We start from the raw sequence: 14,824 nt of genomic DNA, 5'->3' as shown, positions 1-14,824 counted from the left end.
ACCCTTTCAAACAGGCACCGCTAAAGGACCGGGCTACGCCGCAGCCTCAACCTCGCCACTCTTCTCGCACACCGCGTACTGATACCACCCGTCGTACTCAATCTTCACCGAACTCCACGGCTGCGACCCGATCAAGCTGGCGAAGTCTGGCCTCGACATCACATCTGCCTGCCGCGGCTCACGAAACCCTCCCGCAGGTGTGTAGGGAAACTTCGACAGCACCCACATACAACTAAGCGGAATCCTCGTCCTAAACCCCGAGGTTGGCTCCGCGATAAAACATCGCCCACCCGGCCTCAGCACCCGGAAGACCTCACGCACCACCGCTTCCCTGTCCGGCACGATCAGAAACAGCCGCGACATCACCACCGCATCCACGTGGCATAGGCTCGCAGGGAGCGCGTGGGCGTCGCCCTTGCGAAACTCGCAATTCAACAGACGACGACGCGAAGCCCGTCGTTTCGCACGCTGCAACAGATTGTCAGAGAGATCGATCCCGGTTGTCTGCAGCTGCGGATACTCATCTGCCAGCCGGCACGAATAAAACCCCGGCCCACAGCCCACTTCCAAAACATGTGTCCCCGGTTCAGGCCCACCCGCTGGGAACAAAGAACTTGCAATCTCTGGCGTGTGATCGCGAAACAGATACTCGCGGCACAACGCATAGAACCACGAACATCGTTCAAACAAGCTTTCCGGCTGATGAACGAAGACCGAACCGGGAAGTTTACAGTCGCTTGTATCCATTCGATAGGCCTCTGTCGATATCGTCTTGCGACTGTTAGATCATCCAGTCGTCAATGAGTTACACCAAGGTCGTTCGATTGGCTTAAGTCTCTCCGTCTCCGCCCCCCAAAATTGTAAGCGGAGCCGACTGGGCTGGCTATTGCATTCTTACGATGCAATTTATCGGCTCAAATCCGCTCCGCTCCATCTACCATCACGCTACATCGTTCCAATCCAGAATCACCTTGCCGGACTCGCCAGAACTCATTGCCGCAAAACCATCTTCAAAGTCCTTCCAGTTCAGCCGATGGGTAATCACTCCAGAGATATCCAGCCCTGACTCCAGCATTACGGTCATCTTGTACCAGGTCTCGTACATCTCCCGGCCATAGATGCCGCGCAGCGTCAACTGGTTGAAGATCACCTTGTTCCAGTCGATCGCAATCTCGGTCGACGGAATTCCCAACATGGAGATCTTCCCGCCGTGGCTCATCGCCCCAATCATGTCGCGAAACGCCTGTGGATTACCCGACATCTCAAGCCCGACATCGAAGCCTTCGTACATCCCCAGCTTCGCCATCACATCCTTCAGCGTCGTCTCCCGAGGATTGAACGTGTGCTTGATGCCCACCTTCTCCGCCAACTCTCGCCGGTACGAATTCGGGTCGGAGATCACAACATGCCGCGCCCCTGCGTGCTTCGCCACCGCCGCAGCCATTATCCCAATCGGCCCGGCGCCGGTCACCAGAACGTCCTCGCCCAGCACCGGGAACGCCAGCGCCGTATGTACCGCATTGCCAAACGGATCGAAGATCGATGCCACATCATGCGGCACGCTCGGACTATGGTGCCATATGTTCGACATCGGCAAGACGATGTACTCGGCGAATGCACCGTTCCGGTTTACTCCGACACCCAGCGTATGCGCGCAGAGATGACGCCGTCCCGCCAGGCAGTTCCGGCAACGCCCACAGACCACGTGCCCTTCGCCACTGACCAGTTGTCCCACGGTCACATCAGCCACGTTCGATCCGAATGCGACTACTTCGCCGACAAACTCATGCCCGATCACCAGTCCCTGCGGAATGGTCGCGCTCGCCCAGGAATCCCAGTCGTAGATATGCAGATCGGTACCGCAGATCCCCGTCTTCAGCACGCGAATCTTTACGTCGTTGATGCCCATCTCTGGCTCGGGAACATCCTCCAGCCAGATGCCCTTCTCCGCCTTCTTCTTTACCAGTGCCTTCAATTCAGTCGAGTCCTTTCAGGCCTTTTTGAGCGCCCCAACTATTCTATGCGTCTCAACAATTCACCTGCCTTCAACACAATTCCAGATACACTTTCCCGCACGGATGCAGCATCCCGAAAGTACGTTCTGGAGAAATCACCATGGCAACGAAATCCTCCCCTGAAAAGAAGGCGAAGCACCCCAAGAAGCCCAAGCCACCGAAAGCTCCCGTACCGCCGGTGCCTCCAATCCCATCCGGCCAGCCCATATTCGGTCAACCCACCCCGTCGCCTGACCCGACCAGCTTCAAGAATCCCGTTACCGATCAGAAGTTTCGCGGCATTAACATTCCCTCTGCAGTACCCATGCCCCTCATCGCGGCAGTCGAGCCCGTCCTCACTCTGGCCCAGGTCTACGGCTCTGCTGGAGCAGCCAAGGTCGCCGCTCTAGAGAAAGCAGGCCAACTCGTCTTCCACTCGGTAGGCGACACCGGCAACGTCACCGGCCCGCAGACCCAATCGCTCGTCGCCGACAAGATGGTCTCCGACTTCACCGAAGCCAACGCCGCCGATGTTCCGTCCTTCTTCTTCCACCTTGGCGACGTCGTCTACTTCTTCGGCGAATCGACCTTCTATTACGACCAGTTCTTCGAGCCCTACCGCGACTACGCCGCTCCCATCCTCGCCATCGCCGGCAACCACGACGGCGTCGTATACGCGGGCGATCCCGCAACTACTCTCACCGGCTTCGTCGAGAACTTCGTCACACCTGCACCAGTTCAATCTCCCGACTCTGGTGGCCTCTTCCGCACCACGATGATCCAGCCCGCCGTCTACTACACCTTCGAGGCACCCTTCGTCCGCATCCTCGCCCTCTACAGCAACGTCCTCGAAGATCCCGGCGTCATCTCCTCCCAGACCGGCACCACTCAGCCAAACACCGTCCTCGATAGCCGCCAGGTAGACTTCCTCGCCGCCGCGCTCAAGCGCATCAAGGCGGAAAAATTCGCCGGTGCGATCATCATCGCCGTCCACCACCCGCCCTTCACCGGAGGCTCGACTCATGGAGGCAGCCCCCTCATGCTCGCCGACATCGACTCCGCCTGCACCGCTGCGGGTATCTGGCCCCATGCCGTCTTGTCTGGCCACTCCCACAACTACCAGCGCTTCACCCGGACCTTTTCAAACGGAGAACACGCTGCTTATCTCGTCGCCGGGTGCGGCGGCCACTCTCCGCTCTCGAAGATGAGTTCCACTCTCCGCACGCCCTTCCCCATTGACAGCACCCTCACGCTGGAGAACTACGACGCCACGGATTTCGGTTATCTCCGCATCATCGTCAGCGCAACGGCGCTCACGATCGAATTCCACCCCGCCGCTGACGGTGCCACCACCAAGACCCCCAACGACACCGTCACCATCGACCTCGCCACCCATAGGGTCGTCTGATCCACCAGCAAAAATTGATGTCCCATCCATCGCGCCTTCGTTCCACGTGATGGATGGGAGACAACGCTCTACCCGACCCCCGATAGATCGCTCCCCTTCGCCTCGCCACCCAGCATCGTCACACCTGCGACGACTACAGCCACCACCACCACCGTCCCCGCCATAGCCATCTGCAGCATTCCGCCCGAATACCGCCCTGCGTACGCGGCCTGAAACACACTGTTTCGCGAGGTAAGCAGGTTTCCCAACTGGTACGCCAGCCCCGGAAAGACCGCTCGCACTGGCCCTGGCGACAGCTCATTCAAGTGAGCCGGAATCACTCCCCACGCTCCCTGCACCATGAACTGCATCAAGAAGCCGCCCACCGCCATCATCACCACCGTGTGCGACCACGCCCACAGCGGTACCATCGGTATCGCCAGCAGCGCTGCGCACACGATGGCCTTACGCCGCCCGATCTTCTCCGACAGAGTCCCGAAGCAGATCCCGCCCAGCAACGCTCCAACATTCCCGACCACTACGATCAGGCCGACGTTGCCGGCCGCAAACCCGCGATCATGCTCAAGAAAAGTTGGATAGAGATCCTGCGTTCCATGGCTGAACGAAGTGAACGCCGTCATCAACACAATCAAGAACAAAAACGAAGGCAGAAACTGCAGCAGCGCTCCCCACTCAAACGCCTTCTTCGCTACACCAGCCTCCCGCGACTCCAGCCACGCAGGCGACTCCTTCACATGCACTCGCAGATAAAACGCCAGTACTGCCGGCAGCGCGCCAATCATGAACATCACTCGCCACGGCGTTAGCATCCCGCTTCCATGCAGATGCGGAAAGAGCAGCCCATACAGCGCCGCCGCAAGCAGACTCCCCACGACGTAGCCTTCCTGCAACAACCCAGAGAAGAATCCCCGAGCCTCACTCGGCAGCGTCTCGAACGCCAGCGCCGCGCCGACGCCCCACTCGCCACCCATCGCAATCCCAAACAGCGCCCGGCAGACTAGAAAGCTATGCAACCCTGGCGCGAACGCCGAAGCCAGCTCGAACACCGAGAACGAAATCACGTTCACCATCAGCGTCGGCCGCCGGCCAAACCGCTCCGCCATAGCACCAAAGATCAACGCCCCCACCGGCCGCATCACCAGCGTCCAAAAGATTGACTCCGCGATCTGCTTGATCCCAACGTGAAAGTCCGCCGCGATCGCCCGCAGGCACACCGTCAGCAGGAAGAAATCGAACGCATCCAACGTCCAACCTAGAAAACAAGCGCTGAACGTATTGCGTTGAACTTTTGTAAGAGATTGGATCTGACGCAACAAGGCCATATCTTCGCCATGCTAGCATCCTCTTCATCGCGTCGATCAAAGCTGTGGCCGCCGCAGGAGGGCGAGCCGCTTTTCAGAGATCAACTCGTGGGCTATGCGGTTCGATGCAGCGCATCCTCGCACTTGATGGAGACGAAGATGGTCATTCTGGATCCAGCGCAGACCGTAACCGCCACATGGAGCGCTCTTACCTTCTTACTAGGACTCGCAAGCAAGGGGATTGTCGATTCCTTCTTGCGCCGCCGCGACGATGCGCACAAGTTGCTTCTGGATAAGCGTATCCAGCTCCTCGAGCAACAACTATCTCAGTTCTACTGGCCCATCTATCTGCACCTGCAGAAAGACAACCTTATCTGGGAAAAGGTCCAGCAACGCGATCAAGATCCAGATAGTCCCCGCAGCAGGCTCAGTTTAAAGATTGAACAGGAGGTCATTCTTCCAAACCACAAAGATGCGTTGGCTGTAATCGAAGCGAATCTGCACCTTGCCGGAAACGCTCCGATTGTGGAGAAATCCCTCCGCTTCGTCCGCCATGTGAAGGTCTATGAGATGTTGCGCGCGGCAGGAATTAAGGACGACCCTATAGCCCATGGAGAACCTTACCCAAAGGACTATTTCCCCGCAATTGAGCAGCAAGTTAACGCACTTCAGGCGGAATATGACCGGTTGATCGTCCGGCTTCGGCCAGCAGATCCCAAATCAAAATAGAAAGCCGCTCTCAGCGATATAACCTGCAACTACAGCTTTGCCCCTAGCGGCATCTGAGGCCGCTGCATTACCGAAGGCTCAACCGTAGTCTCATCCACATACTTGCTCAGCAGCTGATGATGCAGGCAATACAGCGCAAGCTCCAGCCGGTCCGAGACCCCAAGCTTGTCGTACACCTTGCGCAGATAGTTCTTGATCACCTGCTCCGTCGTGCCAATCTGATACGCGATCTCCTTGTTGCGCATCCCGCGCGTGATGCACCCAATAATCGCAATCTCTTTCTTCGAGAGCTTTGGCTGAACCCGCGGATTGGTTAGCGAACTTGCCTGCGAGCGGTAGGCGTCGATGACCCAGCTGATCGATTGGTTGTCGATCCACGTCTCGCCCTCCGCGATCTTCCGCACACACTTGATCAGCAGGTCCGGCGTAATCGAACGGGGCACAACACCGCGCACTCCACGGCGATACAGTTCCACCGTGTTCATCTCGTCGCTCTCGACCACCTGCACAATCAGCTTTGCGCCCGGCGCACGCCGAACCAACTCCGGAATCGCATCGATCGTTCCCGAGATCAACTGCCCTTCCAGTACCACTACATCCGTCGGAAACCGCTGCAAAGCAGCGTACAGATTCGCAAGATTCTCCGCCTGCGCGACGACGCGAATATCGTCTTCGAGAGCAAATACCTTCCTCAGGCCCACACGGTAGATTGCCTGCGAGTCAGCGAGTATCACGCGGATACCGGTGCCCGTCTCAGGCGCAGGAACGCTAGCCGGCGCCCCAGAGGTGCTGGATTGATGATCCCCGTTCCGTGAAGCGGCTGTCTTCAGTTCCGTCTTCTCAACCATCATGAAATTACACCTTTAGAAAATATTCATCGATTACTGCGGCGGCTCGCAGTGCGTTCTCCGCGTGCTGGTGCCGGACGATCCGTCCCGTGCAATGAATCATGACGTCGTTCGCCGCTCCCATCACGGCGGAGGGCATCGTCATCGTAAAAACAACCCGGCTTCCGACAGGAGGCAGACGATCTGCGGAGAACAGCAGTCCATTCGCCGAGACATCTACCGTCAGTGCCTCCAACGGTCCGCTCTCGGTCGCGAGCACCACGGCAAGCTGCATCGGGAATCGCACCGACGTCCGCACCGCATTGCGCCCATCAAACTGTTGCAATTGTCCCATGACCCCGTTACCTCGGTTACCTGCCAATATCAAACTCGCACATCGATCGACAACAGTCACTTTATTTTCTGCCGGCTCCGGGTACGACAGCCCCTGAGCCCATATTACGATCGTTTTCTAACGAAACAGAGCTGCCGATCCTCCGACCCACTCCTGGTTGCGATTCTGGTCTACTCCCATCATCAGCCCGCGGCCCATCCGTACCAGGCTGATCACCGGCTCCATCCGGCCGCCATCCGGCCAAAGGTACATGATCCTTACTTCGGCCATCGTAGCGCCCTTCGGGGTTGCAATCACTGGCTCGAAAGTGGCACGCTCCTGCAAAAGCCACTGGTCGCGTTCTTCGGCGGGAATGGCTGCAAGATCTTCATCGGTCGGCGCAAACTTAATCCCTTGACCGGCAAACGAGTACAGAGGCTTCAGCAAGATCCGCTCCCGGTCCTCCGGCAAACCCTCCCGGCCCCCACCGGCAAACCAATCGTTCAGAAACACAGCCTTTGGAACCGAAGGATGATCCAGGTACGGCAGGGAGAACTTGCTTATCCGGAAGTACCAGTTCGGATGCCCTGCCCACTCGACATCGAGCTCATCGCGATAGTCGAACGGCAGTGCAGTCCCCTTCCGCTCCATCTCATCGACAATCGCCCGGTTGAAGATCCGATCAATCTCGATCCATCGCCCCGCCTTCTCATAGAGGAGACGCCGTCCGACCTTCTTCACCTTTTCAATATCGACGACAGGAATTCCCAGCCGGTCCTCGTACACGTGAAAATCCGGCAGCGTCTTCTGCGCGTCTGGCGTAACTTCCAGCAACACCACATTCTCCGGTGCGTGGTCGCCGACGATCACCTTCCGCAGCAGGTTCCAGTAGCTCTCAGAGTCATGTCCGCCCAGATGCCAGCGCCAGCCCTCACCCAGCGCGTACTCCTTCACATACTGATCCGCCAACACGTCCTGATAGCCGAATACTGACGGAAACGCCTGCATCTCTACCAGCTTGGGTCGGAGCTCCCCAGCGTCGTCCCTCACCAGGCCGAAGTCTACGGTCATGAAGTTGGGATACCGGCTCTCGTTGCCCAACCTGAACCGCTCCGGAATCGCCTCTGCCGAAAGCCGCATATATTCAGGCGAATCAACAAGTTGGTTCGTCAGCTCGGTCCCCGTCGCCGCCATCTCGTCCAGCAGCGCCTTCGGAAAGAAGCACGGCGTCTCCGCTACTCGGAACTGGATCGACGAGCTACGCGTCGCTGCATCGAGCCGCGAGAGCAGCCCCCGATACTTTTCTGGCGTGAAGGCCGCGTTGAAATCGTCACGGAACGGCTGCAGCATCGTCTTGAATGTGGCCCCTTGCGACCCCGCGTCTTGCCCACCCTAAAACAGCAGAGCAAGCAATCCAGCGTAGCTGCACCGCTCCAGTCGACGTTAGACGACGTTTTACGGGTGTGCAGCGAGGTAACTATTTATTACAGCTACTTCCTCTTCGGTCAAGCGGAAGCCCGCCGCTGGGAAGATGCCGTCAACCTGCTTCCCGCTTCTTCCACCCACAATCGCAGCCGTAATCGCCGGCTGAGCCAGCGTCCAGGCGATCGCCACCACGCCCGCGCTCACCCCGTGCTTCGCACCAATCTCGCCCAGCATCGCGGCAAGTTTCAGATTTCGATCAAGCGCCGGCTCCTGAAATGCCTTCGCATTCCGACGGAAATCGTCCTGCGGAAACGCGGCTACGCGCTCCTTCGTCATCGCTCCGGTCAGCAGCCCCGACTGCATCGGAGAATAGTTGAGCACGCCAATCCCGTGCTTCTCGCAGAACGGCAGAATCTCCGGCTCGATAGTCCGGTTAATCATCGAATAAGGCGGCTGCAGCGACGTGATCGGAGCAATCTTCAACGCCCGCTCCATTTGAGAGACGTTGAAGTTCGACACCCCAATCCAACGGACTTTGCCTTCCTTTTTCAGCTCGGCCATCGTCGCCCAGCCCTCTTCAATCTCCTCGTCGGGATTGGGCCAGTGAATCTGATAGAGGTCGATCGTCTCGATCTGCAACCGCTTCAGGCTCTCTTCTACCTCGCGCCGGATCTGCTTCAACGACCGTCCAATCGTCCGCGTCTCGTCCCACACCATGGAGCATTTGGTGAACACATAAGGTTTAGCCGAGGTCGTCTTCAGCGCTTTTCCAACGATCTCTTCCGAGTGTCCCAGCCCATACACAGCAGCTGTATCGATCCAATTGATCCCTAGATCCAGCGCCCGATGAATCGCCTCAACCGACTCCTGATCGTCCTGCGGCCCCCACGCAAACTGCCAGTCCCCGCCGCCAATCGCCCACGCGCCAAATCCGATCCGCGTCAAAGCCAGATCGGAATCCCCAAGAACCTTCGTCTCAATCGCCATAGCCTCTATGATGCAACAACAAAACGCCCGGATACTCTTTCGAGCATCCGGGCGTTTGTAGAAAAACGAACCAAGGAGAACCTGGTCTTACGCGTCGAGCAGAAACACCCCATCTCGCATAATCTGCTCTTCACCCTCAGCATTGCCCAGCCAGATATTAAACTCCAGCCCCACCACATCGATATGCGTCGAAGACTTCCACTGCGCTCCCGTATGTGCCCCATACGGGTCGCCAAAGGCGATATGCACCCCCGGAAACTTCTCATCCTGCAGAATGTTCCCGATCACCCGCTCCACGCCGATGTTCGTCCCAATCGCGAACTCGCCCACCCGATCAGAGTTCTCATCGGTGTGCGTGTACTCCCAGAACTCCTTCTCCAGCGCTTTGTTCGCCGACGAGACCTTCACGATCCGATTGCCCTCAATGGCGATCGTCAGCGGCGTCTCCTTGAGAATTCCGTACCGCTTGCAAAGAAAATCACCGACCACGCCATCGACGACAAACACGCCGTTCACCTCGGCGGGAGCCGTAAAGCACTCCCCACCAGGAAGGTTTCCCCACTTCTCCGTGCTGATGATCCCCGACGTCTTGAACCATTTGTACTGCGGGCTCAACTCCGCGTGGATGTCCGTTCCCGCCGGTGTAGTCGCCCGCACATACGTCGCAGCGCGCACCTTCTCCAGCACCGCCTGGCTCAGCCTATCGACAGCCAGAAAGTCAGCCCGCATCCCCTGCGTCATGATCTCCGGAGTAATGTTCACCATGTGCGCATGACGCATCCGTCGCCGGTTCACTACGTCGGTCATCTGCATCCTGCTGCGGAGCTCATTCGCCTGCACCTCGACGGCGAAGATGCTCACCTGAGAGCTCTCCATATCCTCAAGAATTTCCTCAGGCAGTCCAGTCAGCGGGCGCGGAGCAATATCTTCCAGGACAAACGCATTCCACTGGCATCCCACATGCTCCAACTCCAGCGCAATCGAAGCCGCAATTTCCGCGCAGGCTCTGTCCGTAATCAGCGTGACCTTCTCGTCCGGCTGAATCCGCAGACAAGTCGCAACCGCATTGTGGGCCCCAGCAGTGAACTCAGGAGGAAAGCTCAAAGTACGAAGATCAAGTGCAGCGGGGTGTTCCACCGTGTTTGTCATGTTCTATTCATTTTCTCCCAGAAACAGCGGATCAACATGACGAAATGCCTATGCGCTCTATAACCCTGCCTTCGTCTCCGAGGCCATGTAGTCCACCACCGCCCGCAGGCTGCCCGTATCCCGAAAGACCTTCAACTGCCGATCCGCCCCCGACCCCTGCTCCATCATCGTCCGGATATACCCAATCTCGTTCCGGCTGCCCAGTTCATCGAGCGTATCGTCCACAAACGCCAGGTACTCCGCGATCAGATCCCGCGCCGGCACTTCACATTGCTTACCGAAATCAATCATCTTGCCGTCCAGCCCATACCGGACCGCCCGGAACTTGTTCTCCATCAACAGCGCCCGCGAGTACTGCCGGAAGTCCTGGTTCCGCGAGTGCAGGTCCCACAACTTGCGAGCCGTCGCCTGAATCAGCGCCGCAATCGCCACCGTCTCCTGCGCCCGCAGCGGGATGTCGCAGATCCGCACCTCGATCGTGTCGAAGAACGGATGCGGCCGCACATCCCACCAGATCTTCTTCGCGTTATCGATGCTGTTCGTCTTGATCAGCAGGTTCACGTAGTTCTCAAACTCCGAGTAGCTCGAAAAACTGTCCGGCAGATTCGTCCGCGGAAAGTTCTCAAAGACCTTCGCGCGATAGCTCTTGTATCCCGTCTCCATCCCCAGCCAGAACGGCGAGTTCGTTGAAAGCGCGAGAATATGCGGCAAGAAGTACCGCAACGAGTTCATGATCCGGATCGCCGCCTCGCGGTCCTCGATTCCCACATGTACATGCAGCCCGAAGATCAAATTCGCCCGCGCAACTAGTTGCAGGTCTTCGACCACCTGCGCGTAACGAGGATCAGGATAGATCTCCTGCACCCGCCAGTCCGCAAATGGATGCGTCGCCCCGGCCACCAGCACCAGCCCGTGCTTCTCCGCCAGGCCGATCATGTTGCGACGCAGGTCGAAGAGATCCTCCTGCGCCTCCTGGATGTTCTTACAGACCCGCGTGCCCACCTCGATCACCGACTGGTGCATCTCGGCCTTAACGCGCTCTTCCAGCCGCAGCTTCCCTTCGGCCAGCATCTCGGTGGCAATATGCGACCGCAGATCCCGTGTCTCCGGATCGACCGTCTGGTACTCCTCTTCAATCCCTAAAGAAAACGATGGCCGCATCGATGATTTCCTCTCTTGCTTGTTTGTCGCTCCCGAAGGGAATATGCGTTTGCCGTGAACTCGCTATCAAAAGGAATGGGTAGCCGGTTTAGTGAGGAGGATTAATCCTTCTTCTTCGCCGCCTTCTTCGCCACAGCTTTTTTCGCCGCCGCCTTCTTTGGCGCAGCCTTCTTCTCCACCGTCGTCCCACTCAAAAACGCCGACCAGTTCATCCCAGACATCACCTTGTCGGACGCCTTCGCCTTCTTCACCGCCAGCGTCGCCACCGCATCCACAATCCAGTCAAAGCTCTCGCGCCCAACCGAGTGCAGATCCGCATCCGGCGCCGGGTTCATGAAGTCGATCGCATAAGGTATTCCGTCTTCGACTGCAAACTCAACCGTATTCAAGTCGTAGCCCAGCGCCTTGCACAGCGTCAGCGCGTCCTTCTCCACCCGCTTCAGCAGCTTCGGATCAGCCGTATTCGGCCCCATTACGTACCGCTCCGAATGAGGACGCTTCGGGTCATACGCCATGATCCGCACTTCACTCTGCCCCACCACGTAGCATCGGAAGTACTCCTTGAAGTTCACCGCAGCCTGCAGCGTCATGCAAAGATCGCGCGTCTGGTGGTACGCATGGAAGAACTCCCCGGGATTGTGTACATGGAAGACATCCCGCCAGCCGCCGCCATCATGCGGCTTCAGAAACGCCGGGAACTTCACGTAGTCGAAGATCCCTTCCCAATCCAGCGGATACTCCAGATTCCGCAGCGACTGAGCGTTGATGTCCGGCGGAAAGTCCTTATGCGGCAGCAACACCGTGCGGGGAACAGCAACACCCAGCTTCTCGGCCAGCGCATAGTTGAAGAACTTGTCATCCGCCGACCACCAGAACGGATTGTTGATCACCTGCGTCCCATTCAGGATCGCGTTCTTCAAATACGCCCGGTAGAACGGCATATCGTGCGAGATCCGGTCCACAATCGCGTCGTACCCCGACGGCACACCGAGATGCACTCCACCCACGTGTACAAACTCTGCCGTCAGCCCATCAATCTCCATCGAGTTGATCTTCTCGACCAGCGCCCCCGGAAACGTGTTCTCCTGCCCGAACAACACACCAATCTTCTTCAAATCAACCTCCGCCAACCGGTTGCTACGCCTTGAACAATCTGTGCCCCACTCATTCGCGATAAGGCTGCGAATGAATGGGGCGCCACCAATCCCTACAGGTAAGTCTGCACCATCCGCTGCCACCACGGCCAATCATGCCCCGTGTTGTCGCCCCACACATCCAGCCGCACCGGAATCCCCTTCGCACGCATGATCGCACCCAACTTCTCGTTCTGGCTCCAGCACTGGTCATGCACCCCCGTCGCCAGCACATAAGTATTCTGGCGGTATCGATCCAGAAACCACGAGTCCGTCATACCCGGCAGAAACTGCGTCGGCTGATTGAAGTACACATCCTCGTCGTGATATCCGCCGAGAAAGCTGTCCATATCGAACGCCCCACTCATCGACAGAAACGCCGTAAACACATCCGGATGCCGGAGAGCCATCGTTACCGCGTGATATCCCCCAAAGCTGCACCCCACCGCCGCCCGTTGCGGAGACCAGTTCAGCTGCTTCACCAGCGGAATCACCTCATGCACGATGTACTCGTCGTACTGCACCTGCCGCGCCACCTTCCAGCGCGGCGGAACGTTCCGGTTGTACCAGCTCTCTGAGTCGACCGAGTCCACACAGAAAAGCTGCACCTCGCCATTCTCGATCTTGTTCGCGATCGCACCCACCATTCCGCGATCCTCAAACTCGAAATAGCGCCCCTGCGAAGTCGGAAACACAACGGCAGGCAGCCCCGCGTGACCAAAGACCAGCAGCTCCATATCGCGCCCCAGGCGGGGCGAAAACCACTTGTGGTAATCCCGTCTCATAGCGCCCTTTCTGCTAACCTAACGCAATCCTAGCGTAATCGAGGCGACTTCCCCACCCTTGTCCGTGCATAACCAGACTCAACACTCCGAACCCTCCCTGCAACCGCCTGATCCCCTCAGGTTGTCCCGCCGCAGTGCGCCCGATCACTCTTTCCTCGTGCTCGAGGACGCTCCGCAGGCTTTGGGCGAGAACGATTCCGACCCATTGCTTCTAGCGATCGCCAGGCCCGCCGAGATCGCTCCGTCCGAGATCCCGCGCCTCGATCGCCTCCGTCTCCACTCCGCCATCCTCCCCGATCCCTACGACCGCGTCGTCTCCGTCTATCTCCCGCGCGTGTACTTCGAAGATTCCACCCGGCGCTTCCCCGTCTTCTACCTCCACGACGGCCAGAACCTCTTCGATGACCGCACCTCCTACATCCCAGGCCACACCTGGCAGGCCCACACCACTGCCGATCGCCTTACCGAGAACGGCGAGATCGAGCCCGTCATCCTCGTCGGAGTCGCCAACACCGGCGTCCGGCGCATGGCCGAGTACACCCCGACCCGCGACTTCAAACTCGCCGGCGGCGAAGGCCGCAGCTACGCTCGGCTGCTCATCGAAGAGCTAAAGCCGGCCATCGACGCCGCCTACCGGACTCTGCCCGGGACTGCGACTACAGCGGTGGGAGGCTCGTCACTCGGCGGCCTCATCTCCCTCTTCCTCGGCTTTGAGTACCCCCAGACCTTCGGCCGCATCGCCGTCATGTCCCCGTCCATCTGGTGGAATAACCGCAGCATCCTCGACTTCGTCGAAGCCCCCAACCCCCGTCCCCAACTCCGCATCTGGCTTGACATCGGCACCTCCGAGGGCGCAAAGCACCTCCGCGACACCGATCAGCTCTTCCGCCTGCTCAAGCGCCGAGGCTGGCAGGAAAACCTCGACCTCGCTTACCAGCGCGTCCCCGGGGGGATTCACAGCGAAGACGCCTGGGCCGACCGCTTCGACGACGTCCTCCGCTTCCTCTTTCCCGCCCTATGATTCGCCCCTGCACCGAAGCCGACACCGCCGCCATCCTCGAGATCGTCAACGACGGCGCGCGCGCCTACAAAGGCATCATCCCCGTGGATCGCTGGCACGATCCCTACATGTCCCTCGACTATCTCCTCAACGAGATAGCCTCCGGAGTCGCCTTTTCGGGATACGAGCAGGACGGCCAACTCGTCGGCGTCATGGGAATCCAGCCAGTGCAGGACGTTCTTCTCATCCGCCACGCCTACGTCCGCACCACGGCGCAAAAGACCGGCATCGGCGCCCGACTGCTCGAACATCTTAAGCAGCAGGCATTACCCCCTGTCCTCGTCGGTACCTGGGCCGACGCTCTCTGGGCCATCCGTTTTTACGAGAAGCACGGCTTCCGAATCACGCATCCAACCGAGAAGAATGAACTGTTACGCAGATACTGGAACGTTCCGGAGCGCCAGATTGAGACGTCCGTGGTCCTCAAGCTCGCACTTTAATCACTCGACATCCGGGAAATTGTCCCGAAAAACGCTTGCTTCCCCGGCAGTTTCCGCTGCGAAAGTGGCCATTGCCGTTGCGGAAATCCCC

At 58.6% G+C, this 14,824-nt stretch carries 15 protein-coding genes; 4 read left to right on the top strand and 11 right to left on the bottom strand.

What is annotated here, in order from left to right; genetic code table 11:
* Window positions 1–33: 33 nt before the first annotated feature.
* Both HDF16_RS11995 and tdh read right to left on the bottom strand, forming a co-directional pair.
* Window positions 34–690: a class I SAM-dependent methyltransferase gene (locus tag HDF16_RS11995; protein WP_246409034.1), complete on the bottom strand. Its 657-nt coding sequence runs from the start codon at window positions 688–690 to the stop codon at window positions 34–36.
* A 250-nt stretch (window positions 691–940) separates the two neighbouring features.
* Window positions 941–1,975, bottom strand: coding sequence for an L-threonine 3-dehydrogenase (gene tdh, locus HDF16_RS11990; protein WP_184216864.1), 1,035 nt, complete (start codon window positions 1,973–1,975; stop codon window positions 941–943).
* Window positions 1,976–2,115: 140 nt separating this feature from the next.
* On the opposite strand from tdh, the gene HDF16_RS11985 reads away from it, so the two are divergent.
* Complete coding sequence (locus HDF16_RS11985; protein WP_184216863.1) at window positions 2,116–3,402, top strand: metallophosphoesterase family protein; 1,287 nt, start codon at window positions 2,116–2,118, stop codon at window positions 3,400–3,402.
* A gap of 68 nt (window positions 3,403–3,470) precedes the next feature.
* Here HDF16_RS11985 and HDF16_RS11980 read toward each other — a convergent pair whose 3' ends face one another.
* Window positions 3,471–4,724 carry an MFS transporter gene (locus tag HDF16_RS11980; protein ID WP_184216861.1) on the bottom strand — a complete coding sequence of 418 codons (1,254 nt, stop codon included), beginning with the start codon at window positions 4,722–4,724 and terminating at the stop codon, window positions 3,471–3,473.
* 138 nt (window positions 4,725–4,862) lie between these two features.
* On the opposite strand from HDF16_RS11980, the gene HDF16_RS11975 reads away from it, so the two are divergent.
* Entirely contained in the window at window positions 4,863–5,432 is a 570-nt protein-coding gene (locus tag HDF16_RS11975) for a hypothetical protein (protein ID WP_184216859.1), read from the top strand.
* 29 nt (window positions 5,433–5,461) lie between these two features.
* Here the strand turns inward: HDF16_RS11975 and HDF16_RS11970 are convergent, their stop codons facing one another.
* The 8 genes from HDF16_RS11970 to HDF16_RS11935 all read right to left on the bottom strand — a co-directional run bounded on the left by HDF16_RS11970 (window position 5,462) and on the right by HDF16_RS11935 (window position 13,233).
* A complete protein-coding gene (locus HDF16_RS11970) occupies window positions 5,462–6,280 on the bottom strand; it encodes a response regulator transcription factor (protein WP_432432242.1) in 819 nt (272 codons plus the stop codon).
* 7 nt (window positions 6,281–6,287) lie between these two features.
* Entirely contained in the window at window positions 6,288–6,614 is a 327-nt protein-coding gene (locus HDF16_RS11965) for a PilZ domain-containing protein (RefSeq protein WP_184216857.1), read from the bottom strand.
* Window positions 6,615–6,731: 117 nt separating this feature from the next.
* Window positions 6,732–7,943, bottom strand: coding sequence for a hypothetical protein (locus HDF16_RS11960; RefSeq protein WP_184216855.1), 1,212 nt, complete (start codon window positions 7,941–7,943; stop codon window positions 6,732–6,734).
* 105 nt (window positions 7,944–8,048) lie between these two features.
* Window positions 8,049–9,005 carry an aldo/keto reductase gene (locus tag HDF16_RS11955; protein ID WP_221312698.1) on the bottom strand — a complete coding sequence of 319 codons (957 nt, stop codon included), beginning with the start codon at window positions 9,003–9,005 and terminating at the stop codon, window positions 8,049–8,051.
* An 87-nt stretch (window positions 9,006–9,092) separates the two neighbouring features.
* A complete protein-coding gene (locus HDF16_RS11950; protein WP_184216853.1) occupies window positions 9,093–10,154 on the bottom strand; it encodes an aminopeptidase in 1,062 nt (353 codons plus the stop codon).
* Between the two features lie 57 nt (window positions 10,155–10,211).
* Window positions 10,212–11,315: a carboxylate-amine ligase gene (locus HDF16_RS11945; protein WP_184216851.1), complete on the bottom strand. Its 1,104-nt coding sequence runs from the start codon at window positions 11,313–11,315 to the stop codon at window positions 10,212–10,214.
* Window positions 11,316–11,416: 101 nt separating this feature from the next.
* Window positions 11,417–12,430 carry an ATP-grasp domain-containing protein gene (locus tag HDF16_RS11940; RefSeq protein ID WP_184216849.1) on the bottom strand — a complete coding sequence of 338 codons (1,014 nt, stop codon included), beginning with the start codon at window positions 12,428–12,430 and terminating at the stop codon, window positions 11,417–11,419.
* A gap of 92 nt (window positions 12,431–12,522) precedes the next feature.
* Window positions 12,523–13,233 (bottom strand): esterase family protein, encoded by a 711-nt coding sequence (locus tag HDF16_RS11935; protein WP_184216847.1) that lies wholly within the window; start codon window positions 13,231–13,233, stop codon window positions 12,523–12,525.
* Window positions 13,234–13,354: 121 nt separating this feature from the next.
* On the opposite strand from HDF16_RS11935, the gene HDF16_RS11930 reads away from it, so the two are divergent.
* Window positions 13,355–14,254, top strand: a complete 900-nt coding sequence (locus tag HDF16_RS11930; RefSeq protein WP_246409032.1) for an alpha/beta hydrolase — start codon at window positions 13,355–13,357, stop codon at window positions 14,252–14,254.
* The gene (locus HDF16_RS11925; protein WP_184216845.1) at window positions 14,251–14,733 is read left to right on the top strand and encodes a GNAT family N-acetyltransferase; all 483 of its coding nucleotides are present in this window, start codon (window positions 14,251–14,253) and stop codon (window positions 14,731–14,733) included. Before HDF16_RS11930 ends, HDF16_RS11925 begins: the two co-directional genes overlap by 4 nt.
* The last annotated feature ends 91 nt before the right edge of the window (window positions 14,734–14,824 follow it).

This window comes from Granulicella aggregans, assembly GCF_014203275.1.
GTDB lineage: Bacteria > Acidobacteriota > Terriglobia > Terriglobales > Acidobacteriaceae > Edaphobacter.
The sequence above is the reverse complement of the archived record's forward strand: the minus strand, read 5'-3'. Positions and strand labels throughout refer to the sequence as shown.